This window comes from Streptomyces sp. NPDC052301 (assembly GCF_044593395.1).
Taxonomy (GTDB): domain Bacteria; phylum Actinomycetota; class Actinomycetes; order Streptomycetales; family Streptomycetaceae; genus Streptomyces.
Genome location: NZ_JBIUBE010000006.1, coordinates 75,771 through 91,309, shown reverse-complemented (window position 1 = coordinate 91,309; position 15,539 = coordinate 75,771). Strand labels below are relative to the sequence as shown.

Below are 15,539 nucleotides of genomic sequence, written 5' to 3'. Positions count from 1 at the left end.
CTCCCACCGCGCCCTGCGAACCGGCGGAGCCCTGCGCTCCCGTCGAACCCTGGAAGCCCTGCGGGCCCGTCGTGCCGGCCTCTCCCTGAACCCCCGTGGACCCCTGCGGGCCGGCAGAACCCTGGTTCCCAGCGGAACCCTGCGCACCCTGGGGCCCTTGGCCGCCGGTATCGCCCTGTGCCCCGGTAGCCCCCTGCGGGCCCGCAATACCCTGCGAGCCGGTCGAACCCTGGAAGCCTTGTGTGCCCTGAGCGCCTGTCACGCCCTGGACTCCGGTGGAGCCCTGGACGCCTGTCGAACCTTGCGGTCCACCAGCGCCCTGATGGCCCTGCGGGCCCTGGGTTCCCGTATCCCCCTGTGCTCCCACCGCGCCCTGCGAACCGGCGGAGCCCTGCGCTCCCGTCGAACCCTGGAAGCCCTGCGGGCCCGTCGTGCCGGCCTCTCCCTGAACCCCCATGGACCCCTGCGGGCCGGTGGGTCCCTGGGAACCGTCCGATCCCTGGAAGCCCTGCGGGCCCGCGACCCCTGCCTCCCCCTGGGCCCCGGAAGCGCCCTGAGCACCGTCGCCGCCCTGGGCACCGGTCGCCCCCTGGGATCCCGGAGTGCCCTGTGGTCCCACCGAGCCCTGGGAGCCCTGTGCGCCGGTCGCCCCCTGAGTTCCCGCGGTCCCCTGTTGACCGATGGCCCCCTGAGAGCCCTGCGGACCCGGTGTGCCCGCCTCTCCCTGGACGCCAGTGGCGCCCTGGGATCCTGCCGAGCCTTGTGGTCCACCAGCGCCCTGAACGCCCTGTGGGCCCTGGGTTCCCGTATCTCCCTGTGCTCCCGCCGTCCCTTGCGTCCCGACGGGGCCCTGAGCGCCGGTGGAGCCCTGGAAGCCCTGCGGACCGTTGGCACCCTGCGCTCCTGTCGAGCCCTGCGGACCACCGGCACCCTGCGCTCCTGTCGAGCCCTGCGGACCACCGGCACCCTGGGCCCCTGTCGAGCCCTGCGGACCACCGGCACCCTGGGCCCCTGTCGAGCCCTGCGGACCACCGGCACCCTGCGCTCCTGTCGAGCCCTGCGGACCACCGGCACCCTGGGCCCCTGTCGAGCCCTGCGGACCACCGGCACCCTGGGCCCCTGTCGAGCCCTGCGGACCACCGGCACCCTGGGCTCCGGTGGGCCCCTGCGTCCCTGCGGAACCCTGGAAGCCCTGAGGGCCCTGAGGCCCCGGCGCACCCTGAGTACCCGATCCCTGAGGCCCCTGGGCTCCTGTCGCGCCTTGCGCGCCCTGCGCGCCCTGCGTTCCTTGGGCACCCTGTGGCCCTTGCTGCCCTTTCGGCGGTCTCGGCCATGGGCCGTGGGAGTCGTGTCCGTCGCCGCCCTGGGGCCCGTGGAGCGCATCCGTCTGGCGTTCATGCGCGTCGGGGTGCTCGTCACCCGCGGGCATCAGGCGCCGGGGCAGGACATCGGCACTCACGGCACCCTTGGGACCAAGACCGGCATGCGCTCTCTCCAGAGCGTCGGCCACCGCAACCGCCGTCGGGACCATGGGGGAGACCATGGCCAGGGCGCCGGCCCAGGAGAGCAGGCCGACCATCTTGAGATGGGATCTCCGAAGCGAAGTCCTCATATGCGAAATTATGCCTCTGTAATTTATCTGAAAAATGCCGGACGGGGAAGGCGTCTACGCGCATTTGAAGGCGTGATTTCACTTCCGCCAACTATTGATACCTACCGACCGCCACTTTTTCCGGAGGCTGTCCGGGAGCGGCCGGGAAATAGATACGGAAAGCGAGAGGTATATGCCGCAATGATATGCGGTGCGAATCGGTCGCGTCAGGAGAACGGGCGGTTGCTGCGAGGCGTACGCGCCCCCGCTCTCACGGCTGGTTCCGGTGGGAGTCTTCGTCAGGACGTCGCGTGCGCGGCTGCGCTGCAAGAGCGCGAGCGGCGCGGTCGCTGTCGGCGCCGACCGCACGCCCACCCCAGCGAGTACGTGAACGGCGTGCACCGCATCAGGTTGAACTGCCCGCCCGCCCCCCCAAGCCGGACGCCCCCACCGACGTCCTCGAACAGCCGCCGTACGCCGCCGACGAGTGCGGTCGGCCCGACTGAACCGCGGCGCTCGCCGGGGCCCTCGAGCGTGCACGGCGTGCGACGGACGCCTACGAGGCGCTCCGCGTCGACGTCATCACCGCGGCGAAGTACATCGCCCAGCAGCAGCGCCTCGGCCGCTTCCGGCGCTCCAGCCGGACCACGATGCTCGCCGCGCTCGCGGGCGCAGGGGAAGGAACGGCAGGCCGTCGCCATTGCCGCCGCGCTCGTCTTGATCGCGCTCGTCGCCAGCCACCTGTAACCGGCATGCCGAGGGTGCCGTACGCGATGCGTGCGGCCCCCTCGACGTTCCCGGCGGCCGTTACCGCTTCACGATGCTCGGGTCCGCACCCGGCTGCTGGATGTACCAGTCGTAGGGGACGACGACCGACTTCGGGCGGCCCTTGTCCTCGATCAGCTTGTGCTCCGGGCCCCGCTTACGGCGGCGCGGCACGTTGTGTGCGCGAGCGATGAGCCGCACCTGTTCCTCAGCCCACGGCACATGCGTGGCCATCTCCGCGTTGGTCAGGGCCGGGTTGGCCCTCAAGTCGTCGGCGATGGCCTCGTCCACTGCCGCGCGGGCCTTCTTCTCGTCGTCCAGGACCTGGTGCCAGTCGGCGAGCAGGTCACGGAGCTGCTCGCTGGGCTTGCAGACCGGCGGGTCACCCTCCTCCTTGCGGTGCCGCTCGCGCGGCGGCACGCCCCGGCCGGCCATGAGGAGGCGGATGTTCTCGGCCGTCCATGGCAGATGCTCAGCGAGGGTGGGCAGGTTCAGCCGGGGGTTCTCGGTCAGCTCGCGCGCGATGCCGAGGTTCAAGTCCGGCTCCGGGCACCACCTCCCTCTCGACGCCGTGTCGACGCCGGCGGTCTCACCCCTCGTACACCGTCATCACGGCACCCCCCACCTGGATGTGCCGGCCCGCCCGCAGGCCCCCCGCCCGCAGCGTGCGCAGACAGGTGTGGAACAGCTCCAGCTCCTCCGTGTCCAGGATCGCGGCGGCCAGGTCCATCAGCTCGGTCACCGCGTCCTCGGTGAGCACCTCGGGCAGCTCGCCGGAGAGCAGGACGACCGATTCACCGGCGGGACCCCGGACCACCGCGGTGGCCGGCCCGCCATGCACGAACAACACGTTCCCCCCAAAGAGCCCGGGGACGTGCGGCTGTCGCTCCTCGGGCAGGACGAGAGACTAGCGGGGGATCTCGCCGCATTCGGGTGCAGTCGGATATTTTTCCGATGCGACGGAGAGCGGGCGGTTTGCGGTCACTTCTCCGGGGTCGACTGTGCGGAGCGCCCCAGCAGGGACTCCACCAGGGCGGCGACATGCCGGCGGTCCTCGGCCGACAGTTGCTGCACGCTCGCGATCAGCAGGTCCACCTCGGGGTCGGCGGCCCGGACGGCCGTCTCGTCGGCGTCCCGGCCGGAAGGGGTGCCGTACACGTGGATGCCGCAGGCCTCGGCCGCGGCCCGGCGCACCGTGTCGAGCGGCAGTTCCAGGCCCTTCGCCAGGCCCTCCAGCGTGGCCGACTGGGGCATGCGGACGACCCGGTCGGTGGTGGCCAGGTGGTGGACGGTGGAGCGGGGCACGCCGCCGCGGCGCGCCACGTCGCCGTAGGACCAGCCCTTGCGGTCGAGGCGCTCACGGATCAACTGCTGCAGTGCGTTGGCCACCGAAGTCCACTTCCTGCTCGCCGTTCGACCGGACCGTCCCTGTCGGCGCCGATTCTACGGGCGGGTAGGCGGGCCGCCGAAAGGGTGATTCCCCGAACGGGTTGCGGACCGGTGCCGCGAGGGCCTAGTGTCCAATCTCGTTGGACAGCTCGTCCGACCAAGTTGGACAGAGTCCGGGGGGAACCTGACTCTCTCCGACCGGAACCGCCTGTTTCCCGAGGGGGAATGACATGTTGAACGCCCACGAGCTCGACGCCGAGTCCGCGGAGCTGCTGCCGGGTCGCGAGGCCCTCGGCCGGCTGAAGTTCAGCTTCGGCAAGACGGTCAACGTCACCAAGCACGTCGCGAACATCAACGCCCACAACGAGTCCGCCGCCCTGAACGACCACTCCTCGTGGTCCGTGGCCGACTCCGGCGCCGGCCAGACCATCAGCGTCACCCAGTAACGCTCGCGCCCCACCACCCGAAACCACAGGAAGGAACACCATCATGAGCATGGACATGCGCGAGCTGGACGGCGAGTCCGCGGAGCTGCTGCCGGGCCGTGAGGCCCTCGGCCGGCTGAAGTTCAGCTTCGGCAAGACGGTCAACGTCACCAAGCACGTCGCGAACATCGACGCCCACAACGAGTCGGCCGCCCTGAACGACCACTCCGCGTGGTCGGACGCCGAGTCGTCGGCCCAGCAGACGATCACCGTCAAGCAGTAACGGCACCGCCGCGACGACGGCTGTGGGGGCGGATCGCACATGGGCGTGCGGGGCGGTCCGCCCCTCGGCCGGTTTCCGGGGGGAAAGCGGTGCCCACGTGGGGGGAGACCACATATGACGGTGCTCGGAGACGGGCCCACGCTCTACGACACCGGTCCGGTGCCCGGCCCCGGGGGCTGGCCGGTGACGTACGAGCAGGTGACGACCGGCACTCTGCCGATCGTCGGAACGCCGACGGGCCCCGTCCCGCGGCTCAGCGCCGGGCTGCAGTTGCACGGCGAGTACCAGGGCTCGGGCTTCACCGACCCGAAGTACATCGCCCGTCGGGGGGACGGGCAGGTCGTCCAGCTGTCCCGGCTGCTGTACCTGGTGGCGTCGTCCGTCGACGGTGTGCGCGACGTCGACACGATCGCCCACCGGGTCAGCGCCCGCTTCGGTCGCGAGGTCAGCGGCGAGAACGTCCGCTACCTGGTGGAGAACAAGCTCGAACCACTCGGCGTGTGCGTGCCCGAGGGTCAGGAGGACGGCGAGGTCGACGCCCCGCGCTCCGACCTGCTCCTCGCCCTCAAGGGCCACCGGGTGATCTTCGACGAGCGGCGCACGGCGTGGATCGCGCGGTCGCTGGCCTGGCTGCACCGGCCGGCCGTGGTCGCCGCCGTGCTGCTCGCGGCCGTCGCCATGGACGTGTGGCTGTTCGGCTTCTTCGGGGCGATCGAACCGGTGCTGGAGGTCCTGGACCAGCCGGTGCTGATCCTGATCGTCTTCGGCCTCACCGTGGCCTCCCTCGTCTTCCACGAGTTCGGCCATGCCTCCGCCTGCCGGTACGGCGGAGCCCGCCCCGGCTGCATCGGCTGCGGGCTCTTCCTCATCTGGCCGTCGATGTACACCGACGTCACCGACGTCTACCGGATCTCCCGCGCCGGGCGGCTGCGCACCGACCTCGGCGGGGTGTACTTCAACGTCGTCTTCATGCTGGCCATGGCCGGGGCCTACTTCGCCACGGGGGCGCAGTTCTTCCTGGCCGCGGTCTACCTCGGGCACTTCGAGATCCTGGAACAGCTGATGCCGGCCGTCCGCCTGGACGGCTACTACATCCTCGGCGACCTCGCCGGAGTCCCCGACCTCTACGGCAAGATCAGACCGATCCTGCTCGCCCTCGTCCCGGGCGCCAAGGGCCGGGCGGCGCGCGCGGAGGTCGCCGGACTGAAGAAGTCCGCGCGCACCATCGTGGCCACCTGGGTGCTGACGATGGTGCCGCTGATCGTCGGCGAGATGGGCTACGCGCTGTGGAACCTGCCCCGGATCCTCACCACCATGGTCCGCTCGCTGACCGAGCAACTCCTCGGCACCGGATCGGCGTTCGCCCACGGACAGATCGTCGCCGGACTCGTCGGGGTGATCGGCAGTGTCATGCTGCTGTGCCCGATGGCGGGTGTCGTCTATCTGTCCGTGAAGATCGGCGGCCGGCTCTTCCGGGCCGCGAAACGCGCCACGGCCGGCCGGCCCCGGCTGCGGCTGGCGCTGTGCGTGCTCGCCCTCGCCGGACTGACCGGGCTCTCGTACGCCTGGGTGTCCGGGGTGACCCCGAAACCCCTGCCGAAGAAGCCTCCGATCGCACCGATCCTGCAGCCCGGGGTGCCCACCCGGGAGCCCGCGCCGGGGGGCACGACCACCCCGGCCGACGGCGAGGACGGAGCGTACGGCACCGGTGGCGACGCCTCCGCGTCCCCGTCGGCGCTGCCCGGGGCGTCCGTGTCGCCTGGCGGGAGCCCGTCGGCCGGGGCGTCGGAGAGCGCGTCCGCCTCCGCGCCGCAGTCGTCGGCCTCGGGAGCACCGGGCGAGCCGACCGGCACCAGGCCGCGGCAGCCGGGCTCCTCCTCCGGCGGGACCAGTGCGCAGCCGGGGCCGCCGCCCACCACCTCGGACCCGACTCCGCCCGCCTCCCCGACCCCGTCGGAGAGCGTGCCGGCGTCGCCGTCCTCCGAACCCTCGTCATCCGCGCCCGGCGAATCGCCCGCGCCGGCGTCGTCCTGACGTCCCGTCCACTCCCCGAAGGGAGTCCTCATGACACCACAGGAGATCCCATGAGCAGCCATCGCAAGGCACGCCCCGGCCCCCTCACCCAGCGCGCTCTGCGCCTCGGCCTCTTCGCGGCCGGGGTCGCCGGTGTGGCCACCACCGTCCCGGCCCAGGCGGCGACCGGCAGCGCGCACGCGGCGTTCGCCTCCGACCACGTCTTCAGCCATGCCGACCGGGCGCACCACACCCAGAGCAGGGACTCCTTCACGGTCCGCCAGTTCGGCACCGTGAACGCCGTCGGCGCGCGCAACCAGGCCAACGCCGTCTCCGCGGGCTGCTCGGCCGACGACCACTGCCGGTCGGTCGCGCTGTCCTTCCAGATCGTCACCGTCGCCGGGGAGCACACGCACCTCAACGCCTCCAACTACAGCGACGCGGCCAACAAGGAGTGCACCGGCTGCCAGACCCTCGCCGGGGCCTACCAGTTCGTGGTCTCCACGCCCACCGCGTTCAGCCTCGACGCCGGCACCCGGCACCGGCTCGACGACATCCACCGCCGGCTGGACGCGCTGACCCGCTCCACGCTGCCCGCGGCCGAACTGAGGACGCGGGCCGACGGCCTGGCGGGCGAGGTCACCGCGGTCCTGCGCGACGCCGTGGCCCACGCACCGAAGGCCAAGGCCCAGCCCACCGTCACACTCCACCGGCACCTGGACGGCTGGCCGGGCCACTGACCCCGCAGCCGTCCCGCCCGGCCGCCCGCCGGGTCCGCGAGCGCCTCCCGCGGACCCGGCGGGCGGCCCACCCCTTACTCACCCGTTGACACCGGATGCCCCCCGGCGCAGACTCGACGCCCACCGGAAGGTGAAGGAAATTTCACCAGGCGAACTCAGATCGCTGTGAAGGGGCGGAGTCGATGCGCACCACCGTCGGGATCATCGGAGCGGGCCCGGCCGGGCTGCTGCTCGCACGGCTGCTGCACCGCGCCGGAATCGACTCGGTCGTCCTGGAGAGCCGCGACCGCGCCTACGTCGAACAGCGCCAGCGCGCCGGAATCCTGGAGCAGGGCACGGTCGACGTGCTGCGCGCCGCCGGGGCCGGGGAGCGGATGGACCGGGAGGGGCTGCGCCACGACGGCATCGAGCTCCGCTTCGACCGGCGCCGCCACCGCGTCGACTTCCCTGCCCTGACCGGCGGACGGTCGGTGAGGGTGTACGCCCAGACGGAGGTCTGCAAGGACCTCATCGCGCTCCAGCTGACGGAGGGCGGCCCGCTGCTGTTCGAGGCGGAGGCGTTCGCCGTCGAGGGCGCGGACGGCGACCGGCCGCGGATCCGGTTCCGGCACCAGGGCCGCGAGGACGTGCTGGAGTGCGACCACGTCGTCGGCTGCGACGGCTTCTGGGGCGTGGCCCGGGAAGCCTTCCCGGCCGGGACCTCCCGGGTCTTCGAGCGGTCGTACCCCTACGCCTGGCTCGGCATCCTCGCCGACGTCCCGCCCTCGCACGACGAACTCGTCTACGCCCGCCACGAACGCGGCTTCGCCCTGCTGTCCATGAGGTCACCGTCCGTCTCCCGCCTCTACCTCCAGGTCCCCGCCGGGACGGACGCCGGGCGGTGGAGCGACGAGCAGATCTGGGACGAGCTGGAGCGCCGCTTCGAGACCGACGACGACTGGCGGCTGGAGCGGGGCCCGGTCACCCAGAAGTCGGTCACGCCCATGCGTTCCTTCGTGCACGAGCCGATGCGCCACGGCCGGCTGTTCCTCGCCGGTGACGCCGCCCACATCGTGCCGCCGACCGGCGCCAAGGGGCTGAACCTCGCCGTCGGCGACGTCGTCACCCTCGCCCGCGCCCTCGTCCACGAGAAGGAGACCGGCTCCTCGGACCTCCTCGACGCCTACTCCGCGACCTGCCTGCGCCGCGTCTGGCAGGCCGAGCGGTTCTCCTACGACATGACGACCCTGCTGCACCCCGCCCCGGACGCCACGGCCTTCGACGCCCGCCTCCAACAGGCCCGACTGGCACGGATCGCCTCCTCCCGCGCGGCCGAGACCGACCTCGCCGAGGCGTACACGGGGTTTCCTCTGTAGCGTGTGGCGCAGCACGGTGAAGGGAAGATCCGTAAGGGAAAGATCCTCCCGAGGTATTACGGACGGTCTTTTGCCAATCCATTACTCTTGAGCCAAGGCCGCGCAGGGTGGCCATGGAGGAGTGAAATGAGGAGCAGCAACCCGGTCTTCTCGCGACGGGGGTTCAGCCGCGACAACGGCTACGCCGGCTTCAACACCGCACCGCAGGCCGGGTACGCAGGCAACCCCTACGCGCAGAACCCCTACGCGCAGAACCCTTACGCCCAGCAGGGCGTGCAGTACGGCGCCCCGCCGCAGGCCCCGGCCACCACCGACCGGATGACCATGGACGACGTCGTCGTCCGTTCGGCCCTCACGCTCGGCACGGTCGCCGTCGGCGCCGTCCTCGCCTGGGCGCTGCTGCCGGTCTCGACGACGAGCTACGGGCTGGCCGTCGGTTCCGCGCTGATCGCGTTCGTCCTGGCGATGGTCCAGAGCTTCAAGCGCACCCCGGTTCCCGCGCTGATCCTCGGGTACGCCGCGTTCGAGGGCGTCTTCCTCGGCGTCATCAGCGAGATGTACAACAGCCGTTGGAGCGGCGCCCCGTTCCAGGCGGTACTCGGAACCATGGCGGTCTCGGCCGCGACCCTGCTCGTCTACAAGGCCGGCTGGATCCGCGTCACCGCCCGCTACGCCCGCATCGGCATGGCCATCGCCATGGCGTTCCTGGTCGTCATGGCGGTCAACCTGCTGCTGGTCGTGTTCGGCGTCGCCGAGAACGGCGGTCTGCGCAGCTTCGGCCCGCTCGGCGCGCTCGTCGGCATCATCGCCATCGTGCTCGGCGCGTTCTTCCTGACCCTCGACTTCAAGCAGATCGAGGACGGCATCGCCTACGGCGCCCCGCGCAACGAGTCCTGGCTGGCCGCGTTCGGCCTGACCGTGACCCTGGTGTGGATCTACCTGGAGATGCTGCGACTGGTGGCCATCTTCACCAACAACGACTAGCGCACGCGCCGGTCGCGCAGAAAGGCCCCGGGCTGCACGGCCCGGGGCCTTCGCACGTCTAGAGCAGCTTGCGAGCCGCCCTCCTCAGGTCGTACTCGTGGACGATCGCCTTCGCGTGGCCGTACGCGAGGTCGTACTCGTGCCGGAGCCAGCTGACCTTCTCCTCGAAGCGGAACAGTGCCGGGCCTTCTTCGACGGTGCGCAGCCAGTCGGAGACTTCCCGGCCGGTGCAGTGGGGGATGCGGGCGAGCAGATTGCGGTGGGTCTCCTCGGAGAAGAGCTGGGACATCGGCGCCTCCGAACGCAAAGGGGATGTAAGCCGGTCCTTCACGTCACCGTGCCTGAGCGTTCGCGTATTGGCAACAGTGCGGCGCGTTACGCTCGGCGCGTGGTTGATACGACGCCCTTGACCCAAGCAGTGGATCACTTCGCCGACCGGCTGCGGGCGGCGCCCCAGAGTCGCCTCCAGCGGGGCGCCGCGGCCGAGGCCCTGGCGCTGGCCAGGGAGTTGGCCCTGCGGGCCCAGCGGATCGAGGATCCGGCCCGGGAGCCGCGTGAGATGCCGGACGCGGGGATGTTCGCGGCGGCCGATCAGGTCCTCGTGGCCGCACACGACTTGGCCGTGGTGCTGACGAGTGAGGACGAGGTCGCCGAGGCGGTACGGGTGGTGGAGGAGGCGCGGCAGCGGGCGGGGGTCTGAGCGCCGCCGGCGGGCGGCGCCGGCTCAGAGGGACGCGATGACCCGGTCCGCCAGGATGTAGACCGTCTCCTCGCCGCAGGCGAAGGTGAGGGTGTAGGCACCGGAGATGCCGGAGCCGCCGAGGAGGTACGGGGTCTCGCCCGCCGCCACGGCCGCCGCCAGGCGTTCGGCGGTGTCGCGGTGGCCCGGAGTCATGCACAGGGTGGTGCCGTCGGCGAAGACGTACACGTCGAGGGTGCCGAGCGGGCCGGGGCGCACGTCGGCGAGTTCGACGCGCTCGGCGGCCAGTTCCTCCAGCGTGGTGACCGTGCGCTCGTGGTCGTTGACCGCCGACGACTGCACCGGGACGAAGTCCGGGTGCGAGGGGTGGCGACGGCGGGCCGCGGCCAGCTCCGGGGAGTCCCCGGGGAACTCCTCGGGCTCGGCGGACGGCTCGGACACCGGCTCCAGGCCCACGAAGTCCGCCTGCCGGGGCAGGAAGAGATCGGTCTCGGTCAGCCCGAGCAGGGAGGGCGTGTCCGAGGCGTCACGCGCCTCCTGGGCGGCCCAGAAGGCGCGCGCCTCGGCCAGCTCGCGCTCCCGCTCCTCGGCGAGCGCCTCGGCCACGGCCGCACGTATCTGCTCGGCGTCGGCGTGGCTGCGGGCGTGCGGCAGCAGGGCGCGGGTCGCGGCCGCCTGGTCCTCGGTGAGCTGCCGCTGCAGCTCCGAGAGCTGACGGCGGAGCTTCAGGACGGTGCGCAGGACAGCGACGCCCACGGCGCCCGTGGCGGCCGTGGTGAGCAGCAAGGCGATCGGCATGGCGCTCACTGACGTACTCCCGGTTCAAAGTCGACCCCCGACTTCCTACATCAGCTTGAAGGGCGGACTAACCAGCTGTCAGTGCGTAACGTCACGAAACGGACATGACTTTGGGCCGCTGGGTTCGTCGCCCGGTGCGCTGACCTGTGTTGACCTGCACCGATGCGTCCAGGGGGCGATATAGGTCACATCATGAGGGAGATTGGATCACAGAAAGGCCCAGAACCTTGGGGTTTCCTCGGTTCTGGGCCACTTCCTGACGTAAGGTGTCCGACTCGCTACGGACGGTGTGTCAGCTGAGACGCTCGATGACCATCGCCATGCCCTGGCCGCCGCCGACGCACATCGTCTCCAGACCGAACTGCTTGTCGTGCCACTGCAGGGAGTTGATGAGCGTGCCGGTGATGCGGGCTCCGGTCATGCCGAAGGGGTGGCCGACGGCGATGGCGCCGCCGTTGACGTTCAGCTTGTCGAGGTCGATGCCGAGGTCCCGGTAGGAGGGGATCACCTGGGCGGCGAAGGCCTCGTTGATCTCGACCAGGTCGATGTCGTCGATGGTGAGGCCGGCCCGCTGCAGGGCCTGCTTGCTGGCCTCGACCGGGCCCAGGCCCATGATCTCGGGGGAGAGGCCGGAGACGCCGGTGGAGACGATGCGGGCCAGCGGCGTCAGGCCCAGCTCGCGGGCCTTGGTGTCGGACATGATGACGACCGCGGCGGCGCCGTCGTTGAGCGGGCAGCAGTTGCCGGCGGTGACGAGCCCGTCGGGGCGGAAGACCGGCTTCAGACCGGAGACGCCCTCCAGGGTGACGCCGGCGCGCGGGCCGTCGTCCTTGCTGACGACCGTGCCGTCGGGAAGCGTGACGGGGGTGATCTCCCGCTCCCAGAAGCCGTTCTTGATGGCTTCCTCGGCGAGGTTCTGCGAGCGGACGCCGAACTCGTCCATGTCCTGGCGGGTGACGCCCTTGGTGCGGGCCAGGTTCTCGGCGGTCTGGCCCATCGCGATGTAGGCGTCGGGGACCAGGCCGTCCTCGCGCGGGTCGTGCCAGGTGGTGCCCTCCTGCTCCGCGACGGCGGCGGTGCGGGCCTCGGCCTCGGCGAAGAACGGGTTGTGCGTGTCGGGCAGGCTGTCGGAGTTGCCCTTGACGAACCGGGAGACCGTCTCGACGCCGGCCGAGATGAAGACGTCGCCCTCGCCGGCCTTGATGGCGTGCAGGGCCATGCGGCTGGTCTGCAGGGACGAGGAGCAGTACCGGGTGACGGTGCAGCCCGGCAGGTGGTCCATGCCCATCTGCACGGCGACGATGCGGCCGAGGTTGTTGCCCTGCTCGCCGCCGGGCAGGCCGCAGCCGAGCATCAGGTCGTCGATGTCCCGCGGGTCGAGCTCCGGGACCTTGGCGAGGGCCGCCTGGATGATCGTGGCGGTCAGGTCGTCCGGGCGCAGGTCCTTCAGGGAGCCCTTGAAAGCGCGGCCGATGGGGGAGCGGGCGGTTGACACGATGACGGCTTCGGGCATCACGGCTCCAGTGAACAGGTTCTTCGGGCAGGGCTGGTTGGGAAGTTACCGCTACGTAGAGGCCGGGTCACGGGGACGACGGTGTGACACTGGCCGCATCTTACTAAGCGCTTGCTTGGGTCTGTGGCGGATGGCTTCCCGGGAGCGGGCGGGAAAGGGCGGTCACACCGAGGGGCGTGCGGGCTCGGCCTCCGGCACCCGGCGCCGCCGCCGGCGCTTCAGCAGCGCCCACGGTCCCCGCGGGCCCGTCGGCATCGCCGCCGTCACCTCGGTACCGGCCTCCGAGGCCGCCTCGGCCGCGGCGCGGGCGACCGGCAGGAAGCCCTCGCGGCGGAAGACGTCCGGCCGCTCCTCCTCCGCCGGCCACAGCCCCAGCGCCGCGCACACCGTCGGCAGGACGGCCATCGCCGCCGTCGCGTAGCCCTCGGCCGAGGGGTGGTAGTTGTCCGGGCCGAACAGCTCGCGCGGGTTCGCCTCGAACTCCGGGCCCAGCAGGTCACCGAGGGACACCGTCCGGCCCCCCTGCTCCACCACCCCGATCGTCTGCGCCGCCGCCAGCTGCCGGGACGCCCGCCGGGCCAGCCAGCGCAGCGGCTGCTGCACCAGCTCGATGGTGCCGAGGTCGGGGCAGGTTCCGACCACCACCTCCGCGCCGGCCGTGCGCAGCCGTCGTACCGCCGCCGACAGGTGCCGTACCGAGCGGGTCGGCGGCATCCGGTGGGTCACGTCGTTCGCGCCGATCATGATCACGCAGATGTCGGGGACGGGCAGGGGCGACGACAGCACCAGGGTCACCTGGCGGTCCAGGTCGTCGGACTGGGCCCCGGGCAGCGCGACGTTGCGCAGCTCCACCGGCCGTTCCGCCACGGCCGAGAGCCCCGACGCCAGCAGTGCGCCCGGTGTCTGCCCCGACCGGTGCACGCCCTGGCCCGCCGCCGTGGAGTCGCCCAGCATGGTCAGCCTGAGGGGCGGCGCCCCGGGGGCGTCGTAGGCGTGGCCGTAGACACCGTCGGCCACCGGCACGCGGCCGCCGCTGCCGTTGCCCACATGGCGCCGCGCCAGCCGCACCTCCGCCAGCAGCAGCCCGACGGTGGCCGCGCCGACCAGTCCGACCCCGCCGCCGCCGTACGCCGCCCCGGCCGCGATCCGCCGGGCCACCCTCGCCCTCGACATGCTCGTCATGCGTCGCCGCCACCTCCTCGTAGCCGTACATCCACTCCTTGCCCCGTACGGCCTGTGCATCAATCTCAACGGGGAGTGAACGCCCGCCCCGCGTCACCCGGGGGCCTTAGGCTGGCGACACAACTACGACCACAGTTTTTTGCAAGCAACCGGAGACAACGGTGCATTTCCACGACTCGATGATCAGCCTCGTCGGCAACACCCCGCTGGTGCGGCTCAACAGTGTCACCCAGGGCATCCAGGCCACCGTCCTGGCCAAGGTGGAGTACTTCAACCCGGGCGGCTCCGTGAAGGACCGCATCGCCCTGCGCATGATCGAGGCCGCCGAGCAGAGCGGGGAGCTGAAGCCGGGCGGCACCATCGTCGAGCCGACCAGCGGAAACACCGGGGTCGGACTCGCCATCGTGGCCCAGCAGAAGGGCTACAAGTGCATCTTCGTCTGCCCCGACAAGGTCTCCACCGACAAGATCAACGTGCTGCGGGCCTACGGCGCCGAAGTGGTCGTCTGCCCGACCGCCGTGGCTCCCGAGCACCCGGACTCGTACTACAACGTGTCCGACCGGCTGGTCCGTGAGACCCCCGGCGCCTGGAAGCCCGACCAGTACTCCAACCCCAACAACCCGCTCTCGCACTATCACTCGACCGGCCCCGAGCTGTGGGAGCAGACCGAGGGGAAGATCACCCACTTCGTGGCGGGCGTCGGCACCGGCGGCACCATCTCCGGAACCGGCAACTACCTGAAGGAGATCAGCGGCGGCAAGGTCAAGGTCGTCGGCGCCGACCCCGAGGGCTCCGTGTACTCCGGCGGCTCCGGCCGGCCGTACCTGGTCGAGGGCGTCGGTGAGGACTTCTGGCCGACCGCCTACGACCGCAAGGTCGCGGACGAGATCGTCGCCGTCTCCGACAAGGACTCCTTCCAGATGACCCGCCGTCTGGCCAAGGAGGAGGGGCTGCTCGTCGGCGGCTCCTGCGGCATGGCCGTCGTCGCGGCGCTGCGGGTCGCCGAGCGGCTCGGCCCGGACGACGTCGTGGTCGTCCTGCTCCCCGACAGCGGGCGCGGCTACCTCAGCAAGATCTTCAACGACGAGTGGATGGCCGACTACGGCTTCCTGGAGGACGAGGGCCCCAGCGCCCGCGTCGCCGACGTCCTGAACGACAAGGCCGCCGGTGCCATCCCCTCCCTGGTGCACATGCACCCCGAGGAGACCGTCGGCGAGGCCATCGAGGTGCTGCGCGAGTACGGCGTCTCGCAGATGCCGGTCGTCAAGCCGGGCGCCGGTCACCCGGACGTGATGGCCGCCGAGGTCGTCGGCTCGGTCGTCGAACGGGAACTGCTGGACGCCCTGTTCTCCAAGCGTGCCTCCCTCGACGACCCGCTCGAGAAGCACATGTGCGCCCCGCTGCCCCAGGTCGGCTCCGGTGAGCCGGTCGGCGACCTGATGCAGGTGCTCGGCGCGGCCGACGCGGCGATCGTCCTGGTCGAGGGCAAGCCCACCGGTGTGGTCAGCCGGCAGGACCTGCTGGCCTTCCTGGCCAAGGGCGGGAAGTAGCGGCGAACCTGCGGTGAACCGCGCGTGGCCGAGGCGAACTTCCGGTGTCCCGGGCCGGTCGAGCCGTACCGCAAGTGTCACGTGCGCGCAGTACCCGCTTAACACGGGTCCGGCACATTAGGGGGTGTCGGCAGGGAGGGAGCGGCTCCCCTCCCGGGCCGGCGCCGAACGGCGCCAAGGACCTCCGGAGCGGCTCCCGGACCTCCATGGACGCCACGGACGCGCAAGCCAGGCCCTGACCGGCCCGCGTC

General features: G+C 71.4%; 15 protein-coding genes. 8 read left to right on the top strand and 7 right to left on the bottom strand.

What is annotated here, in order from left to right:
* Positions 1–2,398: 2,398 nt before the first annotated feature.
* From ACIHEJ_RS18115 to ACIHEJ_RS18105, 3 genes are all read right to left on the bottom strand, one after another.
* The gene (locus tag ACIHEJ_RS18115) at positions 2,399–2,893 is read right to left on the bottom strand and encodes a hypothetical protein (RefSeq protein ID WP_400136352.1); all 495 of its coding nucleotides are present in this window, start codon (positions 2,891–2,893) and stop codon (positions 2,399–2,401) included.
* 52 nt (positions 2,894–2,945) lie between these two features.
* On the bottom strand, positions 2,946–3,197 hold the full coding sequence (locus ACIHEJ_RS18110; protein WP_400136350.1) for a hypothetical protein: 252 nt from the start codon (positions 3,195–3,197) through the stop codon (positions 2,946–2,948).
* Between the two features lie 140 nt (positions 3,198–3,337).
* Positions 3,338–3,745 (bottom strand): helix-turn-helix domain-containing protein, encoded by a 408-nt coding sequence (locus ACIHEJ_RS18105; RefSeq protein ID WP_400136347.1) that lies wholly within the window; start codon positions 3,743–3,745, stop codon positions 3,338–3,340.
* 230 nt (positions 3,746–3,975) lie between these two features.
* On the opposite strand from ACIHEJ_RS18105, the gene ACIHEJ_RS18100 reads away from it, so the two are divergent.
* The 6 genes from ACIHEJ_RS18100 (at position 3,976) to ACIHEJ_RS18075 (ending at position 9,545) form a co-directional block, all read left to right on the top strand.
* On the top strand, positions 3,976–4,191 hold the full coding sequence (locus ACIHEJ_RS18100) for a hypothetical protein (RefSeq protein ID WP_400136344.1): 216 nt from the start codon (positions 3,976–3,978) through the stop codon (positions 4,189–4,191).
* Between the two features lie 43 nt (positions 4,192–4,234).
* A complete protein-coding gene (locus ACIHEJ_RS18095) occupies positions 4,235–4,453 on the top strand; it encodes a hypothetical protein (protein ID WP_400136342.1) in 219 nt (72 codons plus the stop codon).
* Between the two features lie 114 nt (positions 4,454–4,567).
* Positions 4,568–6,487 carry a hypothetical protein gene (locus ACIHEJ_RS18090; protein ID WP_400136339.1) on the top strand — a complete coding sequence of 640 codons (1,920 nt, stop codon included), beginning with the start codon at positions 4,568–4,570 and terminating at the stop codon, positions 6,485–6,487.
* A gap of 50 nt (positions 6,488–6,537) precedes the next feature.
* Entirely contained in the window at positions 6,538–7,206 is a 669-nt protein-coding gene (locus tag ACIHEJ_RS18085; RefSeq protein WP_400136336.1) for a hypothetical protein, read from the top strand.
* A 182-nt stretch (positions 7,207–7,388) separates the two neighbouring features.
* The gene (locus ACIHEJ_RS18080; RefSeq protein ID WP_400136333.1) at positions 7,389–8,561 is read left to right on the top strand and encodes a 4-hydroxybenzoate 3-monooxygenase; all 1,173 of its coding nucleotides are present in this window, start codon (positions 7,389–7,391) and stop codon (positions 8,559–8,561) included.
* Between the two features lie 126 nt (positions 8,562–8,687).
* A complete protein-coding gene (locus ACIHEJ_RS18075; RefSeq protein ID WP_400136330.1) occupies positions 8,688–9,545 on the top strand; it encodes a Bax inhibitor-1/YccA family protein in 858 nt (285 codons plus the stop codon).
* A gap of 58 nt (positions 9,546–9,603) precedes the next feature.
* Here ACIHEJ_RS18075 and ACIHEJ_RS18070 read toward each other — a convergent pair whose 3' ends face one another.
* Positions 9,604–9,834 (bottom strand): DUF4287 domain-containing protein, encoded by a 231-nt coding sequence (locus ACIHEJ_RS18070; protein WP_020940491.1) that lies wholly within the window; start codon positions 9,832–9,834, stop codon positions 9,604–9,606.
* A gap of 99 nt (positions 9,835–9,933) precedes the next feature.
* Between ACIHEJ_RS18070 and ACIHEJ_RS18065 the strand changes: the two genes are divergently transcribed.
* Complete coding sequence (locus tag ACIHEJ_RS18065) at positions 9,934–10,245, top strand: hypothetical protein (RefSeq protein WP_400136327.1); 312 nt, start codon at positions 9,934–9,936, stop codon at positions 10,243–10,245.
* A 24-nt stretch (positions 10,246–10,269) separates the two neighbouring features.
* Here ACIHEJ_RS18065 and ACIHEJ_RS18060 read toward each other — a convergent pair whose 3' ends face one another.
* The 3 genes from ACIHEJ_RS18060 to ACIHEJ_RS18050 form a co-directional block, all read right to left on the bottom strand.
* Positions 10,270–11,052: a hypothetical protein gene (locus ACIHEJ_RS18060; protein WP_400136324.1), complete on the bottom strand. Its 783-nt coding sequence runs from the start codon at positions 11,050–11,052 to the stop codon at positions 10,270–10,272.
* A gap of 283 nt (positions 11,053–11,335) precedes the next feature.
* On the bottom strand, positions 11,336–12,556 hold the full coding sequence (locus ACIHEJ_RS18055; RefSeq protein ID WP_400136321.1) for an acetyl-CoA C-acetyltransferase: 1,221 nt from the start codon (positions 12,554–12,556) through the stop codon (positions 11,336–11,338).
* 162 nt (positions 12,557–12,718) lie between these two features.
* Positions 12,719–13,738, bottom strand: coding sequence for an SGNH/GDSL hydrolase family protein (locus ACIHEJ_RS18050; protein WP_400136318.1), 1,020 nt, complete (start codon positions 13,736–13,738; stop codon positions 12,719–12,721).
* Between the two features lie 161 nt (positions 13,739–13,899).
* Here ACIHEJ_RS18050 and ACIHEJ_RS18045 point away from each other — a divergent pair, with 161 nt between their 5' ends.
* Entirely contained in the window at positions 13,900–15,288 is a 1,389-nt protein-coding gene (locus tag ACIHEJ_RS18045) for a cystathionine beta-synthase (RefSeq protein ID WP_400136316.1), read from the top strand.
* Positions 15,289–15,539 lie beyond the last annotated feature (251 nt).